The organism is Aquirufa sp. A-Brett2-W8, assembly GCF_054558755.1.
This window is the reverse complement of sequence record NZ_JBPXKS010000006.1, coordinates 121792-141755: the sequence shown is the minus strand read 5'-3', so window position 1 is coordinate 141755 and position 19964 is coordinate 121792. Positions and strand designations below refer to the sequence as shown.

30 protein-coding genes are annotated in these 19964 nt (G+C 41.2%); 29 read left to right on the top strand and 1 reads right to left on the bottom strand.

The annotated features are described in order from the left end of the window. The first annotated feature begins 1 nt into the window (after position 1). On the top strand, positions 2-1984 hold the full coding sequence (locus ACST13_RS07055) for a TonB-dependent receptor plug domain-containing protein (RefSeq protein WP_459522493.1): 1983 nt from the start codon (positions 2-4) through the stop codon (positions 1982-1984). On the opposite strand, the gene ACST13_RS07050 is transcribed toward ACST13_RS07055, so the two are convergent. Next, the gene (locus ACST13_RS07050; protein ID WP_459522492.1) at positions 1985-4663 is read right to left on the bottom strand and encodes a bifunctional YncE family protein/alkaline phosphatase family protein; all 2679 of its coding nucleotides are present in this window, start codon (positions 4661-4663) and stop codon (positions 1985-1987) included. Between the two features lie 641 nt (positions 4664-5304). Here ACST13_RS07050 and rplC point away from each other — a divergent pair. The 28 genes from rplC (at position 5305) to ACST13_RS06910 (ending at position 19908) form a co-directional block, all read left to right on the top strand. Continuing rightward, a complete protein-coding gene (gene rplC / locus ACST13_RS07045; protein WP_459463227.1) occupies positions 5305-5922 on the top strand; it encodes a 50S ribosomal protein L3 in 618 nt (205 codons plus the stop codon). Between the two features lie 37 nt (positions 5923-5959). Further along, the gene (rplD, locus tag ACST13_RS07040; protein ID WP_459522491.1) at positions 5960-6589 is read left to right on the top strand and encodes a 50S ribosomal protein L4; all 630 of its coding nucleotides are present in this window, start codon (positions 5960-5962) and stop codon (positions 6587-6589) included. A 36-nt stretch (positions 6590-6625) separates the two neighbouring features. Beyond that, a complete protein-coding gene (gene rplW / locus ACST13_RS07035) occupies positions 6626-6913 on the top strand; it encodes a 50S ribosomal protein L23 (protein WP_223131599.1) in 288 nt (95 codons plus the stop codon). Between the two features lie 45 nt (positions 6914-6958). Then, positions 6959-7786, top strand: coding sequence for a 50S ribosomal protein L2 (gene rplB / locus ACST13_RS07030; protein WP_459463231.1), 828 nt, complete (start codon positions 6959-6961; stop codon positions 7784-7786). Between the two features lie 4 nt (positions 7787-7790). Next, the gene (rpsS, locus tag ACST13_RS07025) at positions 7791-8069 is read left to right on the top strand and encodes a 30S ribosomal protein S19 (protein ID WP_130895442.1); all 279 of its coding nucleotides are present in this window, start codon (positions 7791-7793) and stop codon (positions 8067-8069) included. A gap of 35 nt (positions 8070-8104) precedes the next feature. Then, positions 8105-8479: a 50S ribosomal protein L22 gene (rplV, locus tag ACST13_RS07020; RefSeq protein WP_459522490.1), complete on the top strand. Its 375-nt coding sequence runs from the start codon at positions 8105-8107 to the stop codon at positions 8477-8479. Between the two features lie 23 nt (positions 8480-8502). Then, positions 8503-9324: a 30S ribosomal protein S3 gene (rpsC, locus tag ACST13_RS07015; RefSeq protein ID WP_459522489.1), complete on the top strand. Its 822-nt coding sequence runs from the start codon at positions 8503-8505 to the stop codon at positions 9322-9324. Positions 9325-9359: 35 nt separating this feature from the next. Beyond that, positions 9360-9779, top strand: a complete 420-nt coding sequence (gene rplP / locus ACST13_RS07010) for a 50S ribosomal protein L16 (protein ID WP_130895439.1) — start codon at positions 9360-9362, stop codon at positions 9777-9779. Positions 9780-9820: 41 nt separating this feature from the next. Continuing rightward, positions 9821-10012, top strand: a complete 192-nt coding sequence (gene rpmC / locus ACST13_RS07005; protein ID WP_459463237.1) for a 50S ribosomal protein L29 — start codon at positions 9821-9823, stop codon at positions 10010-10012. Between the two features lie 67 nt (positions 10013-10079). Then, the gene (rpsQ, locus tag ACST13_RS07000; RefSeq protein WP_459522488.1) at positions 10080-10337 is read left to right on the top strand and encodes a 30S ribosomal protein S17; all 258 of its coding nucleotides are present in this window, start codon (positions 10080-10082) and stop codon (positions 10335-10337) included. Between the two features lie 44 nt (positions 10338-10381). Continuing rightward, positions 10382-10750 carry a 50S ribosomal protein L14 gene (gene rplN, locus ACST13_RS06995; protein WP_377978501.1) on the top strand — a complete coding sequence of 123 codons (369 nt, stop codon included), beginning with the start codon at positions 10382-10384 and terminating at the stop codon, positions 10748-10750. 41 nt (positions 10751-10791) lie between these two features. Further along, on the top strand, positions 10792-11127 hold the full coding sequence (gene rplX, locus ACST13_RS06990) for a 50S ribosomal protein L24 (protein ID WP_459522487.1): 336 nt from the start codon (positions 10792-10794) through the stop codon (positions 11125-11127). Between the two features lie 43 nt (positions 11128-11170). Beyond that, positions 11171-11725 (top strand): 50S ribosomal protein L5, encoded by a 555-nt coding sequence (rplE, locus tag ACST13_RS06985; protein ID WP_459522486.1) that lies wholly within the window; start codon positions 11171-11173, stop codon positions 11723-11725. 43 nt (positions 11726-11768) lie between these two features. After that, positions 11769-12038 (top strand): 30S ribosomal protein S14, encoded by a 270-nt coding sequence (gene rpsN / locus ACST13_RS06980; RefSeq protein ID WP_130895433.1) that lies wholly within the window; start codon positions 11769-11771, stop codon positions 12036-12038. Positions 12039-12113: 75 nt separating this feature from the next. Continuing rightward, positions 12114-12509, top strand: a complete 396-nt coding sequence (rpsH, locus tag ACST13_RS06975; protein WP_459522485.1) for a 30S ribosomal protein S8 — start codon at positions 12114-12116, stop codon at positions 12507-12509. Positions 12510-12567: 58 nt separating this feature from the next. Next, entirely contained in the window at positions 12568-13125 is a 558-nt protein-coding gene (gene rplF / locus ACST13_RS06970; protein WP_459522484.1) for a 50S ribosomal protein L6, read from the top strand. Positions 13126-13167: 42 nt separating this feature from the next. Continuing rightward, positions 13168-13515: a 50S ribosomal protein L18 gene (rplR, locus tag ACST13_RS06965; RefSeq protein WP_459522483.1), complete on the top strand. Its 348-nt coding sequence runs from the start codon at positions 13168-13170 to the stop codon at positions 13513-13515. Positions 13516-13524: 9 nt separating this feature from the next. After that, positions 13525-14043 (top strand): 30S ribosomal protein S5, encoded by a 519-nt coding sequence (gene rpsE / locus ACST13_RS06960; protein ID WP_459463247.1) that lies wholly within the window; start codon positions 13525-13527, stop codon positions 14041-14043. 34 nt (positions 14044-14077) lie between these two features. Beyond that, positions 14078-14257 (top strand): 50S ribosomal protein L30, encoded by a 180-nt coding sequence (gene rpmD / locus ACST13_RS06955; protein ID WP_236633164.1) that lies wholly within the window; start codon positions 14078-14080, stop codon positions 14255-14257. Positions 14258-14303: 46 nt separating this feature from the next. After that, on the top strand, positions 14304-14750 hold the full coding sequence (gene rplO / locus ACST13_RS06950) for a 50S ribosomal protein L15 (protein WP_459522482.1): 447 nt from the start codon (positions 14304-14306) through the stop codon (positions 14748-14750). 17 nt (positions 14751-14767) lie between these two features. Next, the gene (gene secY / locus ACST13_RS06945) at positions 14768-16090 is read left to right on the top strand and encodes a preprotein translocase subunit SecY (RefSeq protein WP_459522481.1); all 1323 of its coding nucleotides are present in this window, start codon (positions 14768-14770) and stop codon (positions 16088-16090) included. A gap of 1 nt (position 16091) precedes the next feature. After that, on the top strand, positions 16092-16898 hold the full coding sequence (gene map, locus ACST13_RS06940; RefSeq protein ID WP_459522480.1) for a type I methionyl aminopeptidase: 807 nt from the start codon (positions 16092-16094) through the stop codon (positions 16896-16898). A 10-nt stretch (positions 16899-16908) separates the two neighbouring features. After that, positions 16909-17127 carry a translation initiation factor IF-1 gene (infA, locus tag ACST13_RS06935; RefSeq protein WP_127803117.1) on the top strand — a complete coding sequence of 73 codons (219 nt, stop codon included), beginning with the start codon at positions 16909-16911 and terminating at the stop codon, positions 17125-17127. A gap of 31 nt (positions 17128-17158) precedes the next feature. Further along, positions 17159-17275, top strand: a complete 117-nt coding sequence (gene ykgO / locus ACST13_RS06930; protein WP_130895424.1) for a type B 50S ribosomal protein L36 — start codon at positions 17159-17161, stop codon at positions 17273-17275. A 46-nt stretch (positions 17276-17321) separates the two neighbouring features. After that, entirely contained in the window at positions 17322-17699 is a 378-nt protein-coding gene (gene rpsM, locus ACST13_RS06925; RefSeq protein WP_459522479.1) for a 30S ribosomal protein S13, read from the top strand. 43 nt (positions 17700-17742) lie between these two features. Then, complete coding sequence (gene rpsK, locus ACST13_RS06920; protein WP_130895422.1) at positions 17743-18138, top strand: 30S ribosomal protein S11; 396 nt, start codon at positions 17743-17745, stop codon at positions 18136-18138. Positions 18139-18238: 100 nt separating this feature from the next. Then, positions 18239-18844, top strand: a complete 606-nt coding sequence (rpsD, locus tag ACST13_RS06915) for a 30S ribosomal protein S4 (protein WP_459463258.1) — start codon at positions 18239-18241, stop codon at positions 18842-18844. Positions 18845-18918: 74 nt separating this feature from the next. Continuing rightward, on the top strand, positions 18919-19908 hold the full coding sequence (locus ACST13_RS06910; protein ID WP_459522478.1) for a DNA-directed RNA polymerase subunit alpha: 990 nt from the start codon (positions 18919-18921) through the stop codon (positions 19906-19908). Positions 19909-19964: the final 56 nt, after the last annotated feature.

The following is a 19964-nucleotide window of genomic DNA, read 5'->3' as shown; positions in this document are numbered from 1 at the left end:
AATGAATTTACTTATAGTAGGAGTTTTAGGTGTCCGATTGGCGTTTTCAGGCCTTTCGGACACTTTAGTAAATGTAGTAGTTAGCGCTAGCAGACAACCCGTGGCTATACAGCGCGCTCCACTCGCCATTTCAAAAAGAAAGGTGGCGAATCAGCAGCTAATGAATACCCCGGAGTTCTTTCAGCAATCTACCGGAGTCTTTGTGCAACGCACGAATCAAGGAGGAGGTTCTGTTTTTGTACGCGGTTTAACCGGAAACCAAACCCTTTTGGTCTTAGATGGCATTCGATTCAATAATTCCACCTTTCGCTATGGCCCTAATCAATACCTGAATACGATAGACCCCTTTAATTTAAGCGCAGTTGAAATTGTAAAGGGCTCCGGCTCCGTTCAATATGGCTCCGATGCCTTAACTGGTGCAGTTCAGCTATTCACGGAAAAACCTGAATTTGCATCAACTACCGCCCTTCATGGGGAAATTTTAGGTCGATGGACTTCGCAGGGAATGGAGACAAGCGGCCTTGGTAAAGTGCAGTATCAGTCGGCAAATACAGCTTTTTCCGTCCATGCGGGAATGAAATCATTTGGGGATATAACCCGTGGAGGCGATGGTGAATTCCAGCGACCGACAGGTTATGACGAACAAAATCTACTTTTTCAATTTCGCCAAAAACTAGGCTCGAACTGGATCTTCGAAAATATAATTCAGCAGAATCAGCAAGATCATGTGCCGGTTTATCACAAGGTAAGCCTTGAAAATTTTGCCGTCAATGAGATGACATTGCAATCCTATCGCAGAGCTTTGGGCCGTTTATCTTATTCCGGTTCGAAGCCTTGGTTAAAGCAAGTGGATTTGACGGCGTCCTATCAGCAGAGTTTGGAAAATCGCACCTTGCAGAAAAAGGGAAGTGCAACACGCCGCGAAGAAGGCGATCTTGTTCAGACCTGGGGATTTGTAGCCCAAGCTAAAAGTAACTGGACAGAGGAACTAAGTTCCACTACCGGGTTAGAATTTTACCAAGATCAAGTAGGTAGTAGTCGAAAAGATATGACGGGGGCTAAGCAGGTTTCTCTGCGCGGATTATATCCAGATCAATCACGATATGGCACATTTTCAGCCTTTACTTTACATCAACTCGCTTTAAAATCCTGGCAATTACAGGCAGGGTTACGTTACCAGCACGCGATCGCTGCCTTGCCTGATACGACGGTGGGGAATGCGAATTTATCTATCGGTGCTTTGGTTTATGATTTGGGGGCGGCCTATTTACTCAGCGAAAGAACGACCGTATTCGCGGGAATCTCCACCGGATTTAGATCCCCTAATTTAGATGATTTGGGAAGCTTAGGCGTAGTGGATTTTCGTTATGAATTGCCTGCTGATGCACTGAAGCCGGAATATTCGCTAAATAAGCAAGTGGGTATTCGTTTTAATACGCCTCGGTGGAAATCAGAAGTAGTGGTGTTTCATACACAGCTGACAAATTTAATCAGCCGCCTGAAGACGGCTGAAGTGATTCAAGGCTATTCTGTGTACAAAAAAGAGAATGTGGATCAGGCCTATTTGATGGGATTTGAGTGGTCGCAAACACTTCGACTTTCGGATCACTTGATGTGGGAGAACGGCCTTTCGTATACGTTAGGGGATAATAGTAGCCAAAAAGAACCCATGCGCCGCATTCCCCCACTTCACGGACACGCGTCCTTAACTTACACTGCAACGAAAGGAAGTATTGGACTGGTTTGGCTATTTGCGGACCGCCAAGACCGCCTTAGTGCCGGTGATAAATCCGATAACCGTATGAGTCCGTTAGGAACGGCGGGATGGGGAATTCTCCGACTACAAGCATCCTATAAAGTAACGCCCGGCATTCAACTAGGAATACAGGGCGAAAATTTAGGTAATGTGCGCTACCGCATGCACGGTTCTGGCATCGATGGCATGGGCCGCAGCCTACATGTCCAAGCGGCCTATGCCTGGTAATTAATGGTTTTTTCTTTGGTCCTCTTCATTATCCATTTCAACCGTCTTCTTGATTTTACGCCAATCAATCGTGCGATTGTAGCGAATCATCGTCTTATCCGCATCGAAGATCCGTTTATCCGGGAAGCTAAACTGGTAAGGCTTGAAGTTAGGCGTATCCGTAAAGAAGTCATCTAAGATACTCGCCGTTTGATCGTAATTATTCACGGCAGGAACACCTAAAAGCGTATAAATCACGCGCAAAATCGATCCAAAATTCGCGTGGCGATGCGACACATAATCCCGTTTCACATAGGGCCCGGCCATCATCAAAATACTCCGGTGCGCATCGATGTGATCGACGCCCCCTTGCGGATCATCTTCCGTAACAATCACTAACATATTTTTCCAATACGGCGTGTGCGACAAGAATTGTAACATGCGACCTAAGGCTAAATCATTATCGGCCATAAAAGAGGAGCGATACGGAAACCCCGCCGTGGAATCCAAATCCCCGCCGTGGTCATTAGGTAATTGAATTGTCACTAAAGCCGGCATTTTCTCTTTCCCCTTTATCCACTTCTCCGTAAATTCTGTTTCGAATTGTTCAACTCTGAATTGATCCGGAATACTAGTGTTAAATCCAGCATAATTATGGCTGGTATTTTTGAATAAGGCTTTTTGCATCGGCACCATCACGATGTGACCGGCACCCGTTAAGGTATCTGACCAGGATTCACGGACGTGCCCCGTTTCATTTGCTTCCCCAAAATTATAAAAAGGGATATTCTTGCGCTCTAAAGCCTCCCAAATTCCACCGATTTCTGCATAATCCTCCGGATCCATACTTCCCGTAGAACCTGGGAATCGACGACCCGCAGCTTCTGAGAAGTAGTTAGCCGTCTTACTTACGCTCGAATTTGTCTCCACCCACTCATTTGGAATCACCCCCATCATCCAGTGGTGGCCGTGAATCGAGGCATCACTATCACAATAGAAGTTATCGCTCATAGAGAAGGCTTTCGCAATCTGGTGGTGATTCGGTGTTACATCTACGTTTTTAAAGGTTTTACCTTTTTCGTAAACCGTCCTGTTTAGACCATATTTTGCAATCGTTGAATCGCCATTAGCCCCTTTAAACTGGCCAAAAAACTCATCATACGTTCTATTCTCTTTTGTGATGTAAACGATATGTTTAATAGGGGATTGACCCGGTTTCGCAATCGAGAAGGTTTTGTTGCCTCTTGAAGAGCCGTCCTTCACCACGAACGTGTTATTTTTAACTTGGGTTGTTAACTGAGCTAAACCTGTCGCAGATGGCATTGGAATCGCTTGGAAAGTGCCTAATTGAACATCTCCGATATAGGTTCCTTGTTTAGGCGCCTTGTATCCAGCGCCGCCATTGGGCCCAGCACCATACCCGCGGCAAGATGTTACATAGAGCATCTTTTCGTCTGCTGATAATTTCACCCGCGTAGGCCCCCAACCGGTAGGAATAAATCCGATCGTTTTTTGGGATGCTACATCAATTACCGCCACCGCATTCAATCCTAAAAGTGTGACATATAATTTTTTCTCATCCTTACTTAAGGCAAGGCCAAAAGGTAAATACCCCCGGCGCTTATCTAATAAAGCAGAAAACTGAATGGGAATATGTGCCTTGATTTTTTTGGTTTTATAATCGATGACCGCAATGTTATCGTTCGTCGCATTGCTCACATAAACAAATTGCGAACCCACCGCGATGGAATTTGGGCTAGAACCACCCACCACTTCCATTTCTTCTACCATCTCACCTAATTGAAAACCAGGTTTATATACTTTGACGGTTTGATTTGTTTGTAAATCGATTTGAAATACACTCATCGCCTCATCTGCCCGCGGATCCCCTAATCCCGGAATTTTTTTACCATCTATAATTGTACCCTCGCGCGATTCTTTCGTATCATTTCCAAAAGGATGGTAGGGAATATACTGCGATTGAATATTCTCTGGCGTCGTTCCCTCTACGATGGGATACGCATACATGCCCACATTCGCTACGAAAGCATATTGATGATCTGGACTTAAAGTTATGCCAAAAGGCAGGCGCCCTGTCCCCGTGCTCGACTTCAGCGTTCCCGTACTCAAATCAATACGCACCATCCGGTAATTCGCCTGATCCAGCACAAACAACTCATTCTTTTCAGCCAAAATTGCCATATCCGACGCAAAACTGTCATTGAACGTTTTTTCGCCAATTTTTCCATCCAGCGAAATAGTTCTTATTACCTTACCCGTTAAAATATCCACTTGAAGTACATTTCCGGCATCCCCACCACTTAAATAAAAGCTTTGGCTATCAGACGCAAATACTATCCCTAAGAAGGAACTCTTTCCATACGGAGAAACTTTATCAGATGTCCCAAAATCCGGGAAACGCTTCGAGGTATTGCTCATCAAATCCACCCGCGTAAACGCCGCATTATGAATCGTGACCGCCCATTTCTTATCCGGACTAATTGATAAGCCAAAAGGATCATCTGTTATACGAATCGTTTTCCCCGCCGGCGTCACATAGCGTCCACTCGGAAGAACCGAATGTCCGTTCGTATCAATCTTAGCAAATTCGTTTAATCCCGGAACCTCCAGAATTTGTTGTGCCTGCGCGGAAGTAGTATATAATAGAGTAAAGGCAAAAAGAGTCAGTAGTTTTTTCATGTAAGGAAATGTTTCTACTAAGGTAGATAGGCTTAGCGGGATGTATATTATGGGAGTGATAAATTTTAACAGTAGACAGTAGTCAGTAGTCAGTATCCAGTAGTCAGTATCCAGTAGACAGTAGTCAGTAGGCCGTTCTTAGGGGTCATTCACCATTTACCATTCACCATTTACCGTCTACTGATTACTGACCACTAGATACTGTCTACTAATTCCCTGAATTATAAATATTTTTACCCACCCTCTTGTTTGTAATATATTTCTTCTTACCTTTGCACTCCCGTTCGACAAACGCAGTTTTTTATTCAGAGAGAGGTTGGCAGAACTTCCCGAATTTATTTAAAACACATAAAATGCATGTCAAACAGGTCTTAAATCGAGGAAAGCTTGATTTTTGTGTTAGAACTGGTATTGATTGATGACCGTTGAATGCCCAGCCCATCGATTAAATATTAAGCTACACAAGGTGTTTTCTCCCTGTTATTCACAGTGGGTCCATCTTGTCGCCTTATACCAATTCTGCAGTATTTATTGTTTAGGTTCCTATATCACGTTCAGTAGAACGATGATTTTGAATAAAAGTCTTACAACAAGCCACGTTAGCCTTGTAAGCGTATTTATATTTTAAATATTAACATATTATGTCAGGAATTATTGGTAAAAAAGTCGGAATGACTAGCCTATACATGGAAGACGGTAAAGCCGTTCCTTGTACGCTAATTGAAGCCGGTCCTTGTGTGGTTACACAAGTGAAAACTGTAGAGAAAGAAGGCTATAACGCTATTCAAATCGGCTACGGTGAGAAAAAAGAAAAGCACACAACAAAATCTTTGTTGGGTCACTTCAAGAAAGCAAATACAACTCCCAAGAAAAAATTGGTAGAATTTCGCACGTTTGAGCAACCACTAGCATTAGGGGATGTTTTAACGGTAGAAATGTTAGAATTAGACACTTACGTTGACGTAGTGGGTACTTCTAAAGGTAAAGGTTTCCAGGGTGTTGTTAAGCGTCACGGATTTTCTGGTGTGGGTGGTCAAACTCACGGTCAGCATAATCGTGGTCGTCACCCAGGTTCAATTGGTGCGTGTTCATTCCCAGGTCGTGTATTCAAAGGTTTACGCATGGCGGGTCGTACGGGTGGTAATCGTGTAAAGGTTCAAAACTTACAAGTTTTGAGAATCTATCCGGAGAAAAACTTGTTAGTAGTTTCTGGATCAGTACCAGGAGCTAAGAACTCATACGTAATCATTGAAAATTAGAAATTGGGCCTAGCCTAAACAATAGACATTCTGAAACATGGAATTATCAGTATATAACATAGCAGGAAAAGATACCGGAAAGAAGATTACTCTTTCGGATGAAATCTTTGGTATCGTTCCTAACGAGCATGTGGTTTACTTAGATGTGAAGCAATATTTAGCTAACCAACGTCAAGGAACTCACAAAGCGAAAGAGCGTGCAGAAGTTTCTCGCTCGACTCGTAAGATTAAGAAACAAAAAGGTACGGGTGGTGCTCGTGCAGGTTCAGCTAAATCTCCTTTAATGAAAGGTGGTGGACGTATTTTTGGACCACGCCCACGTGATTACCACTTCAAATTGAACAAGAAAGTGAAAATATTGGCTCGCCAATCAGCTCTAGCTGCTAAAGCACAAAGTGGAGATATCGCGATCTTAGATTCAGTTTCATTCGCAACGCCACAAACGAAAGCTTATTTAGCGATGTTGAAAGCGCTTCAATTAGATAACATAAGAACATTATTGATTACACAAGATGTAGACAAAAATGTTGTTTTATCTGGTCGTAATGTTCCTAAGACGAAGGTAACAACCGCAGGCGATGTGAACACATACGATTTAGTGAACGCAGGTAAGTTGTTAATTACAACTGCAGCGATTGAAAAAATTGAGTCATCATTCAGTAACTAATTGACAGAAGATTTTCTGTTATAAACGAAAATAAAAATGGGCATTATTAAACGTCCGGCCTTGACTGAAAAGTCGCAAGCCATGCAAGAGAAAGGCCAATACACGTTTGTGGTTGAATTGACAGCAAACAAAATCGAAATTGCCAAAGAGGTGAAGAAGATGTACGGTGTTGATGTTCAAGATGTGAGAACAATGCGTCAAATTGGAAAAGTAAAATCCAAGAGTACACGTACGAAAGTCACTTCTGGACGTACTTCTACGATCAAGAAAGCAATTGTAACAGTAGCTCCAGGTGAAGTAATTGACTTCTACCAAGGAATCTAATTAAAATAACTAAGGGGGTTCATCCCGATAAATTGAACTAATTAAATGGCAGCAATTAAAAAAATTAAACCAACAACTCCAGGACAACGTCACCGCATCGCGCCGACGTTCGAGGAGATTACTACGGACAAACCGTACAAGCCTTTACTAGAACCGATCAAAAGAACGGGTGGTAGAAACGCGGATGGTCGTCGCTCAATGCGTTACATTGGTGGTGGTCACAAGCGTCGTTACCGTGTGATTGATTTCGCTCGTTTGAAATTTGACGTTCCAGCAACGGTATTGACAGTAGAGTATGATCCTAACCGGACTTCTCGTATTGCTCTTATTGAGTATTCGGACGGTCAGAAAACATATATTTTGGCACCAGCTGGTATCCAAGTGGGCCAAACAGTTATCTCAGGAGAGAAAGTATCTCCAGAGGTGGGTAATGCATTGCCTTTGGCAAACATCCCATTAGGTACATTAGTGCACGCAATCGAATTACAACCTGGTAAAGGAGCTGAAATGGCTCGTTCTGCTGGTACGTACGCTCAATTGTTAGCACGTGATGGAAAATATGCAACCTTGAAATTACCTTCAGGTGAGATGCGTATGGTATTAGCTCGTTGTCTTGCGACAATTGGAACAGTATCTAACTCGGATCACATGAATGTTAACTTAGGTAAAGCAGGACGTCACCGTTGGTTAGGTCGTCGTCCACGTGTTCGTGGTGTTGTAATGAACCCAGTCGATCACCCGATGGGTGGTGGTGAGGGTCGCTCTTCAGGAGGTCACCCACGTTCTCGTAACGGTTTATTGGCTAAGGGTAAGAAAACTCGTAATCCAAAGAAAAACACAAATCGTCTTATCATCAGTAGAAGAAAAAAATAGTTAGATGGCACGTTCACTAAAAAAAGGTCCTTACATTGATTACCGCCTTGATAACAAGGTTCAGGCTATGAATGAATCCGGAAAAAAATCCGTGATCAAAACATGGTCTAGACGTTCAATGATCTCTCCAGATTTCGTAGGTCACACATTCGCAGTTCACAACGGGAATAAATTCATTCCAGTTTTTGCAACGGAGAATATGGTAGGTCACAAATTAGGGGAGTTCTCTCCCACACGTAACTTCCGTGGTCACGTGGCGAAAAAAGACAAAGGTAAAAGGTAAATAGATAGACTCTCGGGTCTTAATCAATATTGAAAATGGAAGCAATTGCTAAATTAAGAAATGTCCCTACGTCGCCGCAGAAAATGCGTATTGTCGCAGACATGGTACGTGGACAGAAAGTATCCAAAGCATTGGGTATCTTAAAATTTGAGCCCAAAGTTGGTGCTGCATCGATAGAGAAATTATTACTCTCTGCGGTTTCTAACTGGCAAAACAAGCATGTCGATGCTAAAATCGAGGAAGCGGACTTGTTTATCAAGACGATCTTCGTTGATGGTGGTGCTTCGATTAAGCGTTTACGTCCTGCTCCGCAAGGAAGAGGTCACCGCATCTTGAAGCGTTCGAATCACATTACCATTGTAGTTGCGTCTTCTGAGGCACCTATTTTGGCAGAAACTACAGCAGAATAATAGACTATTAGATAAAACTAGAAATGGGACAAAAAATTAACCCTATTGGATTAAGATTAGGTATCGTGAGAGGTTGGGATTCTAATTGGTACGGAGGAAAGACTTTCGCTGATAAGCTTGTCGAAGACGAGAAAATCAGAAAGTACGTAGCCGCTCGTATTCCTAAAGGATCTATCTCAAAAGTTATCATTGAGCGCACGTTAAAGCGGATCACATTAACGATTAATACAGCTCGTGCTGGTGTCGTTATTGGTAAGCAAGGTGCAGAGGTAGATAAACTTAAAGAAGAGTTAAAGAAAATCACTGGTAAGGATGTTCAAATCAACATCTTTGAGATTAAGCGTCCAGAAATCGATGCGAAATTAATCGGTGAAGCTATCGCTCAACAATTACAAGCTCGTATTTCATTCCGTCGTGCTATGAAGCAAGCAATCGCATCAGCGATGCGTGTAGGTGCTCAAGGAATTAAATTAAAGTTATCAGGTCGTTTAGGTGGTGCTGAAATGGCACGTTCTGAAGGATACAAAGAAGGTCGTATTCCTCTTCACACGCTTCGTGCGGATGTAGATTACGCGATCTCTGAGGCTTTAACTGTATACGGAAAGATCGGTATCAAAGTATGGGTATTCCGTGGTGAAATCTATGGTAAACCAGATTTATCTCCTAATGCGAACATGGGATTACAATCAACTGCAGCGGATTCTCGCGGTGGTGATCGTGGACCTCGTGGACGTGGTGATGACCGCGGTGGTCGTCGTCGTCCAGAAGGAGCGGCTGATCAAGGTGGAGACCGTAATAAGCCAGGTGCTGGCGGTGCGAACCGCGGCCGTGGTGGAAAGCGATAAAATATATTTGAATTAGATATTAGACTTATAAGAAGATGTTACAACCAAAAAGAACGAAATTTCGTAAGCAGCAAAAAGGTCGCGTAAGAGGTGTTGCAACCCGTGGCCACGAGATTGATTTTGGATCATTCGCTATTAAATCTTTAGAGCCAGGTCGTATCACCGCTCGTCAAATTGAAGCAGCTCGTATCTCGGTAACCCGTGCTATGAAACGTGAAGGACAAGTTTGGATCCGTGTTTTCCCTGACAAACCTATTACTAAGAAACCTGCAGAGGTTCGTATGGGTAAGGGTAAGGGTGCTCCTGAGTATTGGGTAGCTAATGTTCGTCCAGGAACTATCTTGTTTGAATCGTCAGGAGTTCCTTTGGCGGTTGCTCAAGAGGCTTTACGTTTAGCAGCACAGAAGTTGCCAATGCGTACAAAGTTTGTTGTTCGTAGAGATTATTCAGAATAGGATATTAGACTCACAGTTTAATACATCCAAATAACATTGTTATGAAAAACGCAGAAATACAAAAATTAGGGGTTGAAGAATTAACAAAGCAGATTACTGCTGAGCAAGAGAATATCTCTCGTTTGAAATTAGCTCACGCTATTTCACCGATTGAGAACCCAATGCGCATTCGTCAAAACCGCAAATTGATCGCGAAGTTAGAAACTGCTCTAAGCGCGGCAAAAAAAGCATAAGTATTAATTTTTAATAGGCTGGTTCAAATACGCTATCGGCCAATTGTTTAACAGTAATCCAATAACCATGGAAGAAAGAAATCTAAGAAAAGTTAGAGTAGGGAAAGTGGTGAGTAACAAGATGGACAAGTCTATCACGTTAACCGTTGACCGTAAGGTAAAACACCCATTGTACGGAAAGTTCGTACAAAAGACAACAAAATTGATGGCACACGATGAGAACAACGAGTGCGGAATCGGTGACACAGTGAAAGTAATGGAAACACGTCCTCTTTCTAAAAATAAGTGTTGGAGATTAATAGAAATCGTCGCTAAAGCGAAGTAATTCTATATTGTTATACAAAATTTAAAATTTAAAGATCAAATAGTATGTTACAGCAAGAATCAAGATTGGGTGTAGCGGATAATTCTGGAGCAAAAGAAGTTTTAGTCATTCGCGTTTTAGGCGGTACTGGCAAAAGATACGCTTCTATTGGTGACAAGATTGTCGTTTCTGTGAAGTCGGCTTTATCTTCTTCTAGTATGAAGAAAGGTACCGTTTCAAGAGCAGTAGTTGTTCGTGTGAAGAAGGAAATTCGTCGTAAAGATGGTTCTTACATTCGTTTCGAAGATAACGCAGCCGTTTTATTAAACGCAAATGACGAGCCGAGAGGAACTCGTATTTTCGGGCCAGTTGCGCGTGAGTTGCGTGATGCAGGATTCATGAAAATTGTTTCCCTAGCTCCTGAAGTTTTATAATTAGATGAAATATTGGGTGAACCCAATTTAAGAATCATACAATGGAAAAAAATACAAGTAAGCCAGCAAAATTGCACGTTAAAAAAGGAGATACTGTTCAAGTTATCGCAGGTAATGCGAAAGGAAAAACAGGTGTAATCAAACAAATGATTGTTGATAAATCTCGTGCGATCGTAGAAGGAGCTAATTTGCAAACAAAGCACGTTAAGCCATCTGCAGCTAATCCTCAAGGAGGAATTGAAAAGCGTGAAGGTTCAATCCACATCTCTAACCTTATGGTTGTAGAAAATGGAAAGCCGGTACGTACAGGTCGTAAAATGAACGAGAAGGGTAAATTACAACGCTATTCTAAAACGACTGGTAAATTTATCGCATAATTAGAACTTAACCGTGGGTCGGAAATCCACAAAATATACTACAATGGCAGTACCTAGATTAAAAGAACGTTTTGTTAAGGAGATTGTACCAAGCTTAAAAGAAAAGTTTCAGTACAAGTCTATCATGCAAGTACCTAAGATTACTAAAATCGTAATCAATAAGGGCGTGGGAGCCGCAGTGTCGGACAAAAAATTAATCGATATCGCTATCGAGGAAATCTCGCAAATCGCTGGTCAAAAGGCAGTAGCTACGATCTCTAAGAAAGCCATCTCGAACTTTAAGTTACGCGAGGACATGCCTATTGGTGTGAAAGTAACTTTACGCGGAGATCGTATGTACGAATTCTTAGATCGTTTGACAACAGTTTCTTTAGCACGTGTTCGTGACTTTAAAGGAATCTCTGAAAAAGGATTTGATGGTCGTGGAAACTATACATTAGGGGTAAAAGAGCAAATTATCTTCCCTGAGATTTCAATCGATAAAGTAAGTAAGATCTCTGGTATGGACATCACGTTTGTGACGTCTGCAGCAACAGATGAAGAAGCTTACGCTTTATTAGCAGCGGTTGGAATGCCTTTTTCAAATCAAAAAAAATAAGTAGCCCGTAAGGCTTTCATAAAAACCTTTAAATTTTTACAAAATGGCTAAAGAGTCAGTAAAAGCAAGAGAAAGAAAACGCGAAGCAGCAGTTGCAAAATATGCAGTGAAGCGCGCAGCTTTAAAAGCAGCTGGAGATTACGTTGGATTGGATAAACTTCCAAAAAATGCATCTCCTGTCCGTTTACACAACCGTTGTAAATTAACAGGACGTCCTCGTGGATATATGCGTAAGTTCGGCATTAGCCGTGTTACGTTCCGTGAGATGGCATCTAACGGTTTAATTCCAGGTGTGACTAAGTCAAGCTGGTAATATTATTTGATTAATTAAATTCATTTTTGTAATTTTGCAGGCTCATTTGAAAACCCTGCGGCAAATTTAAAAACAATGACAGATCCAATAGCAGATTATTTAACCCGATTGAGAAATGCCTTGAAGGCACGCCATAGGGTAGTTGAAATTCCTGCTTCCAACATTAAAAAGGAAATTACGAAAGTACTTTTTGATAAAGGATACATTTCAAACTATAAATTCGATGATTCATCCGTACAGGGAACCATCAAAATTGCGTTGAAATACAACTCAGTAACGAAGCAACCTGCTATCGTTAACTTGACTCGTATTTCTAAGCCAGGTCTTCGTAAATACAATGGTGCTGAAGAGTTACCACGCGTATTGAATGGATTAGGTATCGCTATCTTATCTACTTCTAAAGGAGTAATTACAGATAAGGAAGCACGTACACTTCACATAGGTGGAGAAGTACTTTGTTACGTATATTAATTTTTGTTTCACGCTGAAAGGGGAGCAATCTCGAAATTTAAGCTATAATTAAAGTCTAATGTCAAGAATTGGAAAGAAGATTATCACTATACCTGCAGGAGTTACTGTAGAAGTTAGTACTGGTAATTTAGTGTCGGTGAAAGGTCCTAAAGGATCATTGTCACAACAAATTGATCAAGATATGATCATTACCATCGAAGAGGGTGTTTTAACTGTGGCTCGTCCGACAGAACAAAAGCGTCATAAAGCGATGCATGGATTATACCGTTCATTGATCAATAACATGGTCGTGGGTGTGAGTGAAGGTTACCAAAAAGACTTGGAAATCATCGGTGTTGGTTACAAGGCCACAAATCAGGGAAACATTTTGGAATTGAGTTTAGGTTATTCTCACTCGATTTTTATGGCCATTCCTGTTGAAGTTTCTATCGTAACTGCCATGGAAAAAGGTAAGAGTCCATTGGTTTCTTTGAAGTCTATCGATAAGCAATTAATCGGTCAGGTAGCAGCGAAAATCAAGTCTCTACGTCCAGTTGAACCATACAAAGGTAAAGGTGTTCGTTTCTTAGGAGAGCAAGTACGTCGTAAAGCTGGTAAAGCAGGCGGTAAAAAATAAATTATAAGCGTGGGCCGGAAATCCACACAAACAAGTTAACAAATGGCAACAATTAAAAATTTACGCAGAACCCGCATTAAACGTGCGATTCGTGCTAAAATCGCAGGAACAGCGGAGCGTCCGCGTTTAAGTGTATATCGTTCTAATTCTGCAGTTTATGCGCAATTAGTTGATGATTTAGCAGGCAAGACTTTATTCGCCGCTACTTCATACAAGAAAGATAAAGTGAATAACAATATTGAAGCTGCTAAAACAGTAGGTTTAGCAATCGCCGCGAAAGCGAAGGCTGCCGGAATTGAGAAGGTAGTTTTTGACCGTAACGGTTATTTGTATCACGGAAGAATTAAATCATTAGCTGAAGGTGCTCGCGAGGGTGGCTTACAATTTTAAGAAATAGATATGTCGCATTTACAAGCAAAACCAGTAAAGGTTAACGAAGGAGAGTTGAAGGAGAAAGTAGTAGCCATCAACCGTGTTGCAAAAGTAGTTAAAGGTGGTCGTCGTTTTAGTTTCTCAGCGATCGTTGTCGTAGGTGACGGAGCTGGTGTCGTAGGATACGGTTTAGGAAAAGCAAACGAGGTAACTGATGCTATCACGAAAGGTATCGAAGATGCTAAGAAGAATTTATTCCAAATTCCTTTGTTGAAGAACACCGTTCCTCACGAACAATTAGGAAAATTCTCTGGCGGTTTCGTTTTAATTAAGCCAGCTGCTCCAGGAACAGGATTGATCGCCGGTGGTGCGATGCGTGCTGTGTTAGAATCAGTAGGTGTGCATGATGTCCTAGCTAAGTCTAAAGGATCATCTAACCCACACAACGTAGTAAAAGCAACCATCGATGCATTAGTAAAGATGAGAGCTCCACATACGGTAGCTTTCCAACGTGGAATTTCTATTGCTAAAGTATTTAATGGATAATCAGAGCGCGAAAGCCTCTCTAATAGAACATACAATGTCTAAAGTTAAAATTACTCAAGTTAAAAGTGCAATTAAGCGCCCGGAAGTACAGAAACGTACGATCACAGCTTTAGGATTAGGTAAAATCCGTAAAAGTGTTGAGGTGGAATTGAATCCAGCGATTGCAGGAATGATTCGCGCCGTAAACCACTTAATTGTAGTTGAAAATATTTAATTAACATGCGAGTTACTGGAAACAGTAGCGCTAAGCCCCAATTAGAATGAAATTATCATCATTAAAGCCTGCTGAAGGCTCGGTAAAAGTTAGAAAAAGAGTTGGTCGTGGTCAAGGTTCTGGATTAGGTGGAACTTCAGCTCGTGGTCACAAAGGTGCTCAATCTCGTTCAGGTTATTCTCGTAAGAGAGGATTTGAAGGTGGTCAGATGCCATTACAACGTCGTGTTCCTAAGTTTGGTTTTAAGAACCATAACCGAGTGGAATACAAAGCAATCAACTTAGATACATTGCAAGCATTAGCTGATGCAATCGGAACTAAGGTGATCACATTTGAAACACTTTACACGCATGGTCTTGTATCTAAGTCTGACTTAGTGAAGATTTTATCTCGTGGATCTGTAACATCTGCTTTAGACGTAACAGTAAAAGGTTTCTCAGGTGCTGCTAAAGCTGCTATTGAAGCGGCAGGTGGTAAAGCAAATGTAGGTTAATCCTCTATTCTAATCGAATGAACAAGTTTATAACAACTTTCAAGCATATTTTCTCAATCGATGAGTTAAGAAGTCGTATCATAAATACACTTCTTTTCATTGCTTTCTTCCGTTTAGGTTCTTATGTCGCTTTACCAGGTGTAGATGCGACTAAGTTATCTCAAGCTGGAGAAGGTGGACTTTTCGGTTTGTTGAATATCTTTTCAGGCGGTGCTTTAAGTAATGCTTCGGTGTTTGCTTTAGGTATTATGCCTTACATTTCTGCTTCTATCGCGATTCAGTTATTGACCATTGCGCTTCCGTATTTCCAAAAAATGCAGAAAGACGGTGAGTCAGGTCGTAAGAAGTTAAACCAAATCACCCGTATCTTAACCATTTTCGTAACGGCTGCGCAAGCGTTTACTTATTTACAAGTAACGATTCCATCTGAAGCAATCATGGTAGATCCTTGGTTCTTCCGTTTATATGGCGTAGCTATCTTAATTGGTGGTACGATGTTGTGTATGTGGTTAGGAGAGAAGATTACAGATAAAGGTATCGGTAACGGTATTTCTATGTTGATCATGATCGGTATCGTTTCTCGTTTCCCAGCCTCTATTTTACAAGAAGCAGGTTCACGCGGAATGAGCGGTGCTTTGATGTTCATCATTGAACTAATCGCTTTATTCTTTGTTGTCATGGGTGCGATTATGGTAACTCAAGCAGTTCGCCGTATCCCTGTTCAATATGCGAAGCAAGTAGTGGGAAGCAAAGCAACAGCTGTAGGTGGAGAGCGTCAATACATTCCTTTGAAGTTAAATGCTTCAGGTGTAATGCCGATCATCTTTGCTCAGGCGCTTATGTTTATTCCGGGTTTAGTTGCTCAGTCGTTTGCTGATAAGTCAGAGTTTGCCTCTTCGGTTGCCTCGGCTTTTGGTGATTTTACGACTTGGCAATACAACGTATTATTTGCCTTCTTAATCATTGTGTTCACTTTCTTTTACACGGCGATCTCTATTAACCCGACTCAAATCTCTGATGATATGAAGCGTGGTGGAGGTTTTGTTCCAGGAGTGAAACCGGGTGAAGAAACAGCCGGTTTTATTGCAACGATTTTAGATCGTATTACTTTACCCGGAGCAGTGATGTTATCGTTAATTGCGGTTCTTCCTGCGGTCGCTAACTTGTTTGGCGTGACTAGAGGTTTTGCATCCTTCTTTGGAGGAACATCACTTTTAATCCTAGTAGGTGTAGTATTAGATACATTGCAACAAATAGAAAGTTATTTGTTGATGCGTAAGTATGAAGGTTTAATGCAATCAGGACGAGTGAAAGGTCGCTCTGAGATGATTAGCCGTTAAGATGATATATTTAAAGACACCCGCTGAATTAGCGATCATTCAAGAGAATGGCGAAATTTTAGCGAAGTGTCATGCGGAAGTAGCGAAGGCGATAGTGCCGGGAGTTAGTACTTTGGCTTTAGATAAAATCGCTTACGAATATATTAAAGATAATGGAGCGCATCCATCTTTTTTGAATTACCAAGTAGGAGCCCAAAAATATGCATACTCTTTGTGTATTTCGGTGAATGATGTGGTGGTTCACGGCTTACCAGGAGAATTACTCTTGAAAGACGGAGATATTATCTCGATAGATGGGGGAGTTTATAAGAATGGTTACCATGCTGACAGCGCTTATACCTATGCAATAGGAAATGTGGCAGAGGAGGTAGTTAAATTATTACAACGGACGAAAGAGTCCTTGTATTTAGGTTTGAATCAAGCCGCACCAGGCAAACGAGTAGGCGACATTGGTTTCGCCGTTCAATCGTACACGGAATCTTTTGGTTACGGTGTAGTGAGAGAGCTAGTAGGTCACGGTGTAGGTAAAAAGCTTCACGAAAGCCCAGAGGTGCCTAATTATGGTCGCCGCGGGGAAGGAGCTAAGTTAAAAGAAGGTATGGTCATTGCGATCGAGCCGATGATTAACTTAGGGAAGCGTCAAATCTCAGTTGACAAGGATGGTTGGACTATCCGAACACAAGATCGCAAGCCAAGTGCTCACTTTGAACACACGGTAGCGGTAGGGAAAGAAGGACCGATCATTTTGACGACTTTTGTCCCGATTGAAGAAGTGATTAAAACATCAACAGTATTGTTGAATATATAAATTAATAATTATGGCCAAACAGTCCTCGATTGAAGTAGACGGAATTATTTTGGAAGCTCTTTCGAACGCCATGTTTCGGGTAGAATTGGAAAATACGCACCAAGTTATTGCACATATTTCGGGCAAGATGAGGATGCACTACATCAAGATTTTACCAGGAGATAAGGTGAAGTTAGAAATGTCTCCTTATGATTTAAGTAAGGCTAGAATTGTTTACAGATACAAGTAATTAAAGGTTTGATTTTATAAATACAGTTAATATGAAAGTTAAAGCATCTATCAAGAAACGTAGTGCAGATTGCAAAGTAATCCGTCGTCACGGAAAGCTTTACGTAATCAACAAGAAGAATCCTAAGTTTAAACAAAGACAAGGATAATTCGACAGAATTTTAAATTGATTAATAACAACAATTAATTACCTATATGGCTCGTATTGCAGGGGTTGATATTCCCGACAAAAAAAGAGGAGAAATTGCACTAACTTATATTTTTGGTATAGGTCGCAGCACTGCTCAAAAAATATTAACGAAAGCTGCGGTTTCGTATGATAAGAAAGCTGGTGAGTGGAACGATACGGAGGCTAGCGCCATCCGTGCGATCATCGCTGCTGAATTCAAAACGGAAGGTCAGTTGAAATCTGAGGTTCAATTAAACATTAAGCGTTTAATGGACATCGGTTGTTATCGTGGATTACGTCACCGTAAAGGTCTTCCAGTACGTGGTCAACGCACGAAGAACAACTCACGTACTCGTAAGGGTCGTAGAAAAACAGTTGCTAACAAGAAAAAAGTAACTAAATAAAAAAATAGAGGGTAACACCTCTTCGTATTTTCATTTTCAAATTATGGCACAAGCAAAAAGAAAAGATAAAGCGAAGAAGAGAGTAGTTGTCGTTGAACAAAACGGTCAAGTACACATCAAAGCTTCCTTTAACAACATTATTATCTCCATTACTAACTCAGCAGGTCAAGTGATCTCTTGGGCTTCAGCAGGAAAGATGGGTTTCCGTGGGTCTAAGAAAAACACACCTTATGCAGCACAGATGGCAGCATCTAACTGCGCAGCGGTAGCTGTTGAAGCAGGAATGAAGAAAGCAGAGGTTTTCGTAAAAGGACCGGGAGCAGGACGTGAGTCGGCTATCCGTACTATCCAAAACTCAGGAATTGAAGTTTCTATCATCAAAGATATTACACCAATGCCTCACAATGGATGTCGTCCTCCGAAACGTCGTCGCGTTTAATAATTTTTATGCAGGGGTAATTAGTAATTATTTTCCCCCGCTTTTATTCACAATTTAATTACTTCATTGGGCATAAGAGGTCCAATGACTTTTAAGAAAAATGGCTAGATACACAGGTCCCAAATCCAAGATTGCACGTCGTTTCGGTGAAGCAATTCTAGGTCCGAGCAAAGCATTAGCTCGTAAAAACTATGCACCAGGTATGCACGGTAAAGGAAAACGTTCAAAGGTTTCTGAATACGCAGTGCAACTGAAGGAAAAGCAAAAAATGAAATACACATATGGTATTTTAGAGCGCCAATTCGAAAACTTGTTCCACAAAGCTGCTGTTAAGGCAGGGATCACCGGTGAAAACTTGATCAAATTATGTGAAGCTCGCTTAGATAATGTAGTATACCGTTTAGGAATTGCGCCTACTCGTCGTGCAGCGCGCCAATTAGTTATTCACAAACACATCAACGTGGATGGTGAAGTAGTAAATGTGCCTTCTTACTCTTTACGTCCAGGTCAATTAGTAGGTGTTCGTGCAAAATCAAAGTCTCTTGAAGTAGTTTCTAACTCTTTAGCAGCTCGTTCTCCTAAGATCTTTAATTGGTTAGAGTGGGATGGAGTTGAATTAGTAGGCAAGTTTATTGCTATGCCAGAGAGAGATCAGATTCCTGAAAACTTCAACGAACAAGCAATTGTCGAATTATACTCTAAGTAATCTCCTAACGAGATTGCTAGAGTTTTTAAAGAGTACCAATAACGTTTTTTCAGTATCATTTTAAGCTACGAAATATGTCAATATTAGCATTCCAAATGCCCGAAAAAGTTGTGATGGAAAAAGCCACAGACTTCCATGGGTTATTTGAGTTCAAGCCACTCGAAAAAGGTTACGGTGTTACCATTGGTAACGCACTTCGTAGAATCTTACTTTCTTCTTTAGAAGGATATGCTATCACTAGCGTTAAGATTTCTGGTGTGTTACACGAATTTTCTGCCATTGAAGGCGTTCATGAAGATGTATCTGAGATCATCTTGAACTTGAAAAAAATTCGTTTCAAGAAGACACAAGAAATTTTGGATAACAAAGTTTCTATGAAAATCAAAGGACAAACAGCCATCACTGCAGGTGATATCGCTAAGTTTACTCCTTACTTTGAAATTTTAAACCCAGAATTGGTTATTTGCAATTTAGATTCTTCGAAAGAAGTTGAAATTGATTTAGTAATCGAAAAGGGTCGTGGTTATGTTGCTGCTGATGAGCCTCGTGCAAACGAGTTGCCATTCGGACACATTGCTACTGATGCGATTTACACTCCGATCAAAAATGTGAAGTTTAGCATTGAGAACACACGTGTAGAGCAGAAGACAGATTATGAGAAATTAGTTTTAGATATCGAAACGGATGGTTCAATCCACCCAGAAGATGCATTGAAAGGTGCAGCGTATATCTTGATCCAACACTTTATGTTGTTCTCTGATCAAACAATGACATTTGAAACTCCTAAAGCAGAAGAAGATAATGTAGTAGATGAGGAATTACTTCACATGCGCAAGTTATTGAAGACTTCATTAGCTGACTTAGATTTATCTGTACGTGCTTACAACTGCTTGAAATCAGCTGACGTACGCACTTTAGGTGAATTAGCGAAATTAGAAATCTCTGATATGATGAAATTCCGCAATTTTGGAAAGAAATCATTAACTGAATTAGAGCAATTGATCGAGGAAAAAGGCTTGACCTTTGGAATGGATGTTTCTAAATATCGTTTAGACGAAGATTAATAAATAATTTAAACAAAGTAATAGGTGGTTTGCCGTGAGGTAAACTAACCGCAGCT

Bases quoted from the DNA above. Each gene is read 5' to 3' on its own strand.
- ACST13_RS07055 (WP_459522493.1), top strand. From the start codon at position 2: ATGAATTTACTTATAGTAGGAGTTTTAGGTGTCCGATTGGCGTTTTCA.
- ACST13_RS07050 (WP_459522492.1), bottom strand. From the start codon at position 4,663: ATGAAAAAACTACTGACTCTTTTTGCCTTTACTCTATTATATACTACT.
- rplC (WP_459463227.1), top strand. From the start codon at position 5,305: ATGTCAGGAATTATTGGTAAAAAAGTCGGAATGACTAGCCTATACATG.
- rplD (WP_459522491.1), top strand. From the start codon at position 5,960: ATGGAATTATCAGTATATAACATAGCAGGAAAAGATACCGGAAAGAAG.
- rplW (WP_223131599.1), top strand. From the start codon at position 6,626: ATGGGCATTATTAAACGTCCGGCCTTGACTGAAAAGTCGCAAGCCATG.
- rplB (WP_459463231.1), top strand. From the start codon at position 6,959: ATGGCAGCAATTAAAAAAATTAAACCAACAACTCCAGGACAACGTCAC.
- rpsS (WP_130895442.1), top strand. From the start codon at position 7,791: ATGGCACGTTCACTAAAAAAAGGTCCTTACATTGATTACCGCCTTGAT.
- rplV (WP_459522490.1), top strand. From the start codon at position 8,105: ATGGAAGCAATTGCTAAATTAAGAAATGTCCCTACGTCGCCGCAGAAA.
- rpsC (WP_459522489.1), top strand. From the start codon at position 8,503: ATGGGACAAAAAATTAACCCTATTGGATTAAGATTAGGTATCGTGAGA.
- rplP (WP_130895439.1), top strand. From the start codon at position 9,360: ATGTTACAACCAAAAAGAACGAAATTTCGTAAGCAGCAAAAAGGTCGC.
- rpmC (WP_459463237.1), top strand. From the start codon at position 9,821: ATGAAAAACGCAGAAATACAAAAATTAGGGGTTGAAGAATTAACAAAG.
- rpsQ (WP_459522488.1), top strand. From the start codon at position 10,080: ATGGAAGAAAGAAATCTAAGAAAAGTTAGAGTAGGGAAAGTGGTGAGT.
- rplN (WP_377978501.1), top strand. From the start codon at position 10,382: ATGTTACAGCAAGAATCAAGATTGGGTGTAGCGGATAATTCTGGAGCA.
- rplX (WP_459522487.1), top strand. From the start codon at position 10,792: ATGGAAAAAAATACAAGTAAGCCAGCAAAATTGCACGTTAAAAAAGGA.
- rplE (WP_459522486.1), top strand. From the start codon at position 11,171: ATGGCAGTACCTAGATTAAAAGAACGTTTTGTTAAGGAGATTGTACCA.
- rpsN (WP_130895433.1), top strand. From the start codon at position 11,769: ATGGCTAAAGAGTCAGTAAAAGCAAGAGAAAGAAAACGCGAAGCAGCA.
- rpsH (WP_459522485.1), top strand. From the start codon at position 12,114: ATGACAGATCCAATAGCAGATTATTTAACCCGATTGAGAAATGCCTTG.
- rplF (WP_459522484.1), top strand. From the start codon at position 12,568: ATGTCAAGAATTGGAAAGAAGATTATCACTATACCTGCAGGAGTTACT.
- rplR (WP_459522483.1), top strand. From the start codon at position 13,168: ATGGCAACAATTAAAAATTTACGCAGAACCCGCATTAAACGTGCGATT.
- rpsE (WP_459463247.1), top strand. From the start codon at position 13,525: ATGTCGCATTTACAAGCAAAACCAGTAAAGGTTAACGAAGGAGAGTTG.
- rpmD (WP_236633164.1), top strand. From the start codon at position 14,078: ATGTCTAAAGTTAAAATTACTCAAGTTAAAAGTGCAATTAAGCGCCCG.
- rplO (WP_459522482.1), top strand. From the start codon at position 14,304: ATGAAATTATCATCATTAAAGCCTGCTGAAGGCTCGGTAAAAGTTAGA.
- secY (WP_459522481.1), top strand. From the start codon at position 14,768: ATGAACAAGTTTATAACAACTTTCAAGCATATTTTCTCAATCGATGAG.
- map (WP_459522480.1), top strand. From the start codon at position 16,092: ATGATATATTTAAAGACACCCGCTGAATTAGCGATCATTCAAGAGAAT.
- infA (WP_127803117.1), top strand. From the start codon at position 16,909: ATGGCCAAACAGTCCTCGATTGAAGTAGACGGAATTATTTTGGAAGCT.
- ykgO (WP_130895424.1), top strand. From the start codon at position 17,159: ATGAAAGTTAAAGCATCTATCAAGAAACGTAGTGCAGATTGCAAAGTA.
- rpsM (WP_459522479.1), top strand. From the start codon at position 17,322: ATGGCTCGTATTGCAGGGGTTGATATTCCCGACAAAAAAAGAGGAGAA.
- rpsK (WP_130895422.1), top strand. From the start codon at position 17,743: ATGGCACAAGCAAAAAGAAAAGATAAAGCGAAGAAGAGAGTAGTTGTC.
- rpsD (WP_459463258.1), top strand. From the start codon at position 18,239: ATGGCTAGATACACAGGTCCCAAATCCAAGATTGCACGTCGTTTCGGT.
- ACST13_RS06910 (WP_459522478.1), top strand. From the start codon at position 18,919: ATGTCAATATTAGCATTCCAAATGCCCGAAAAAGTTGTGATGGAAAAA.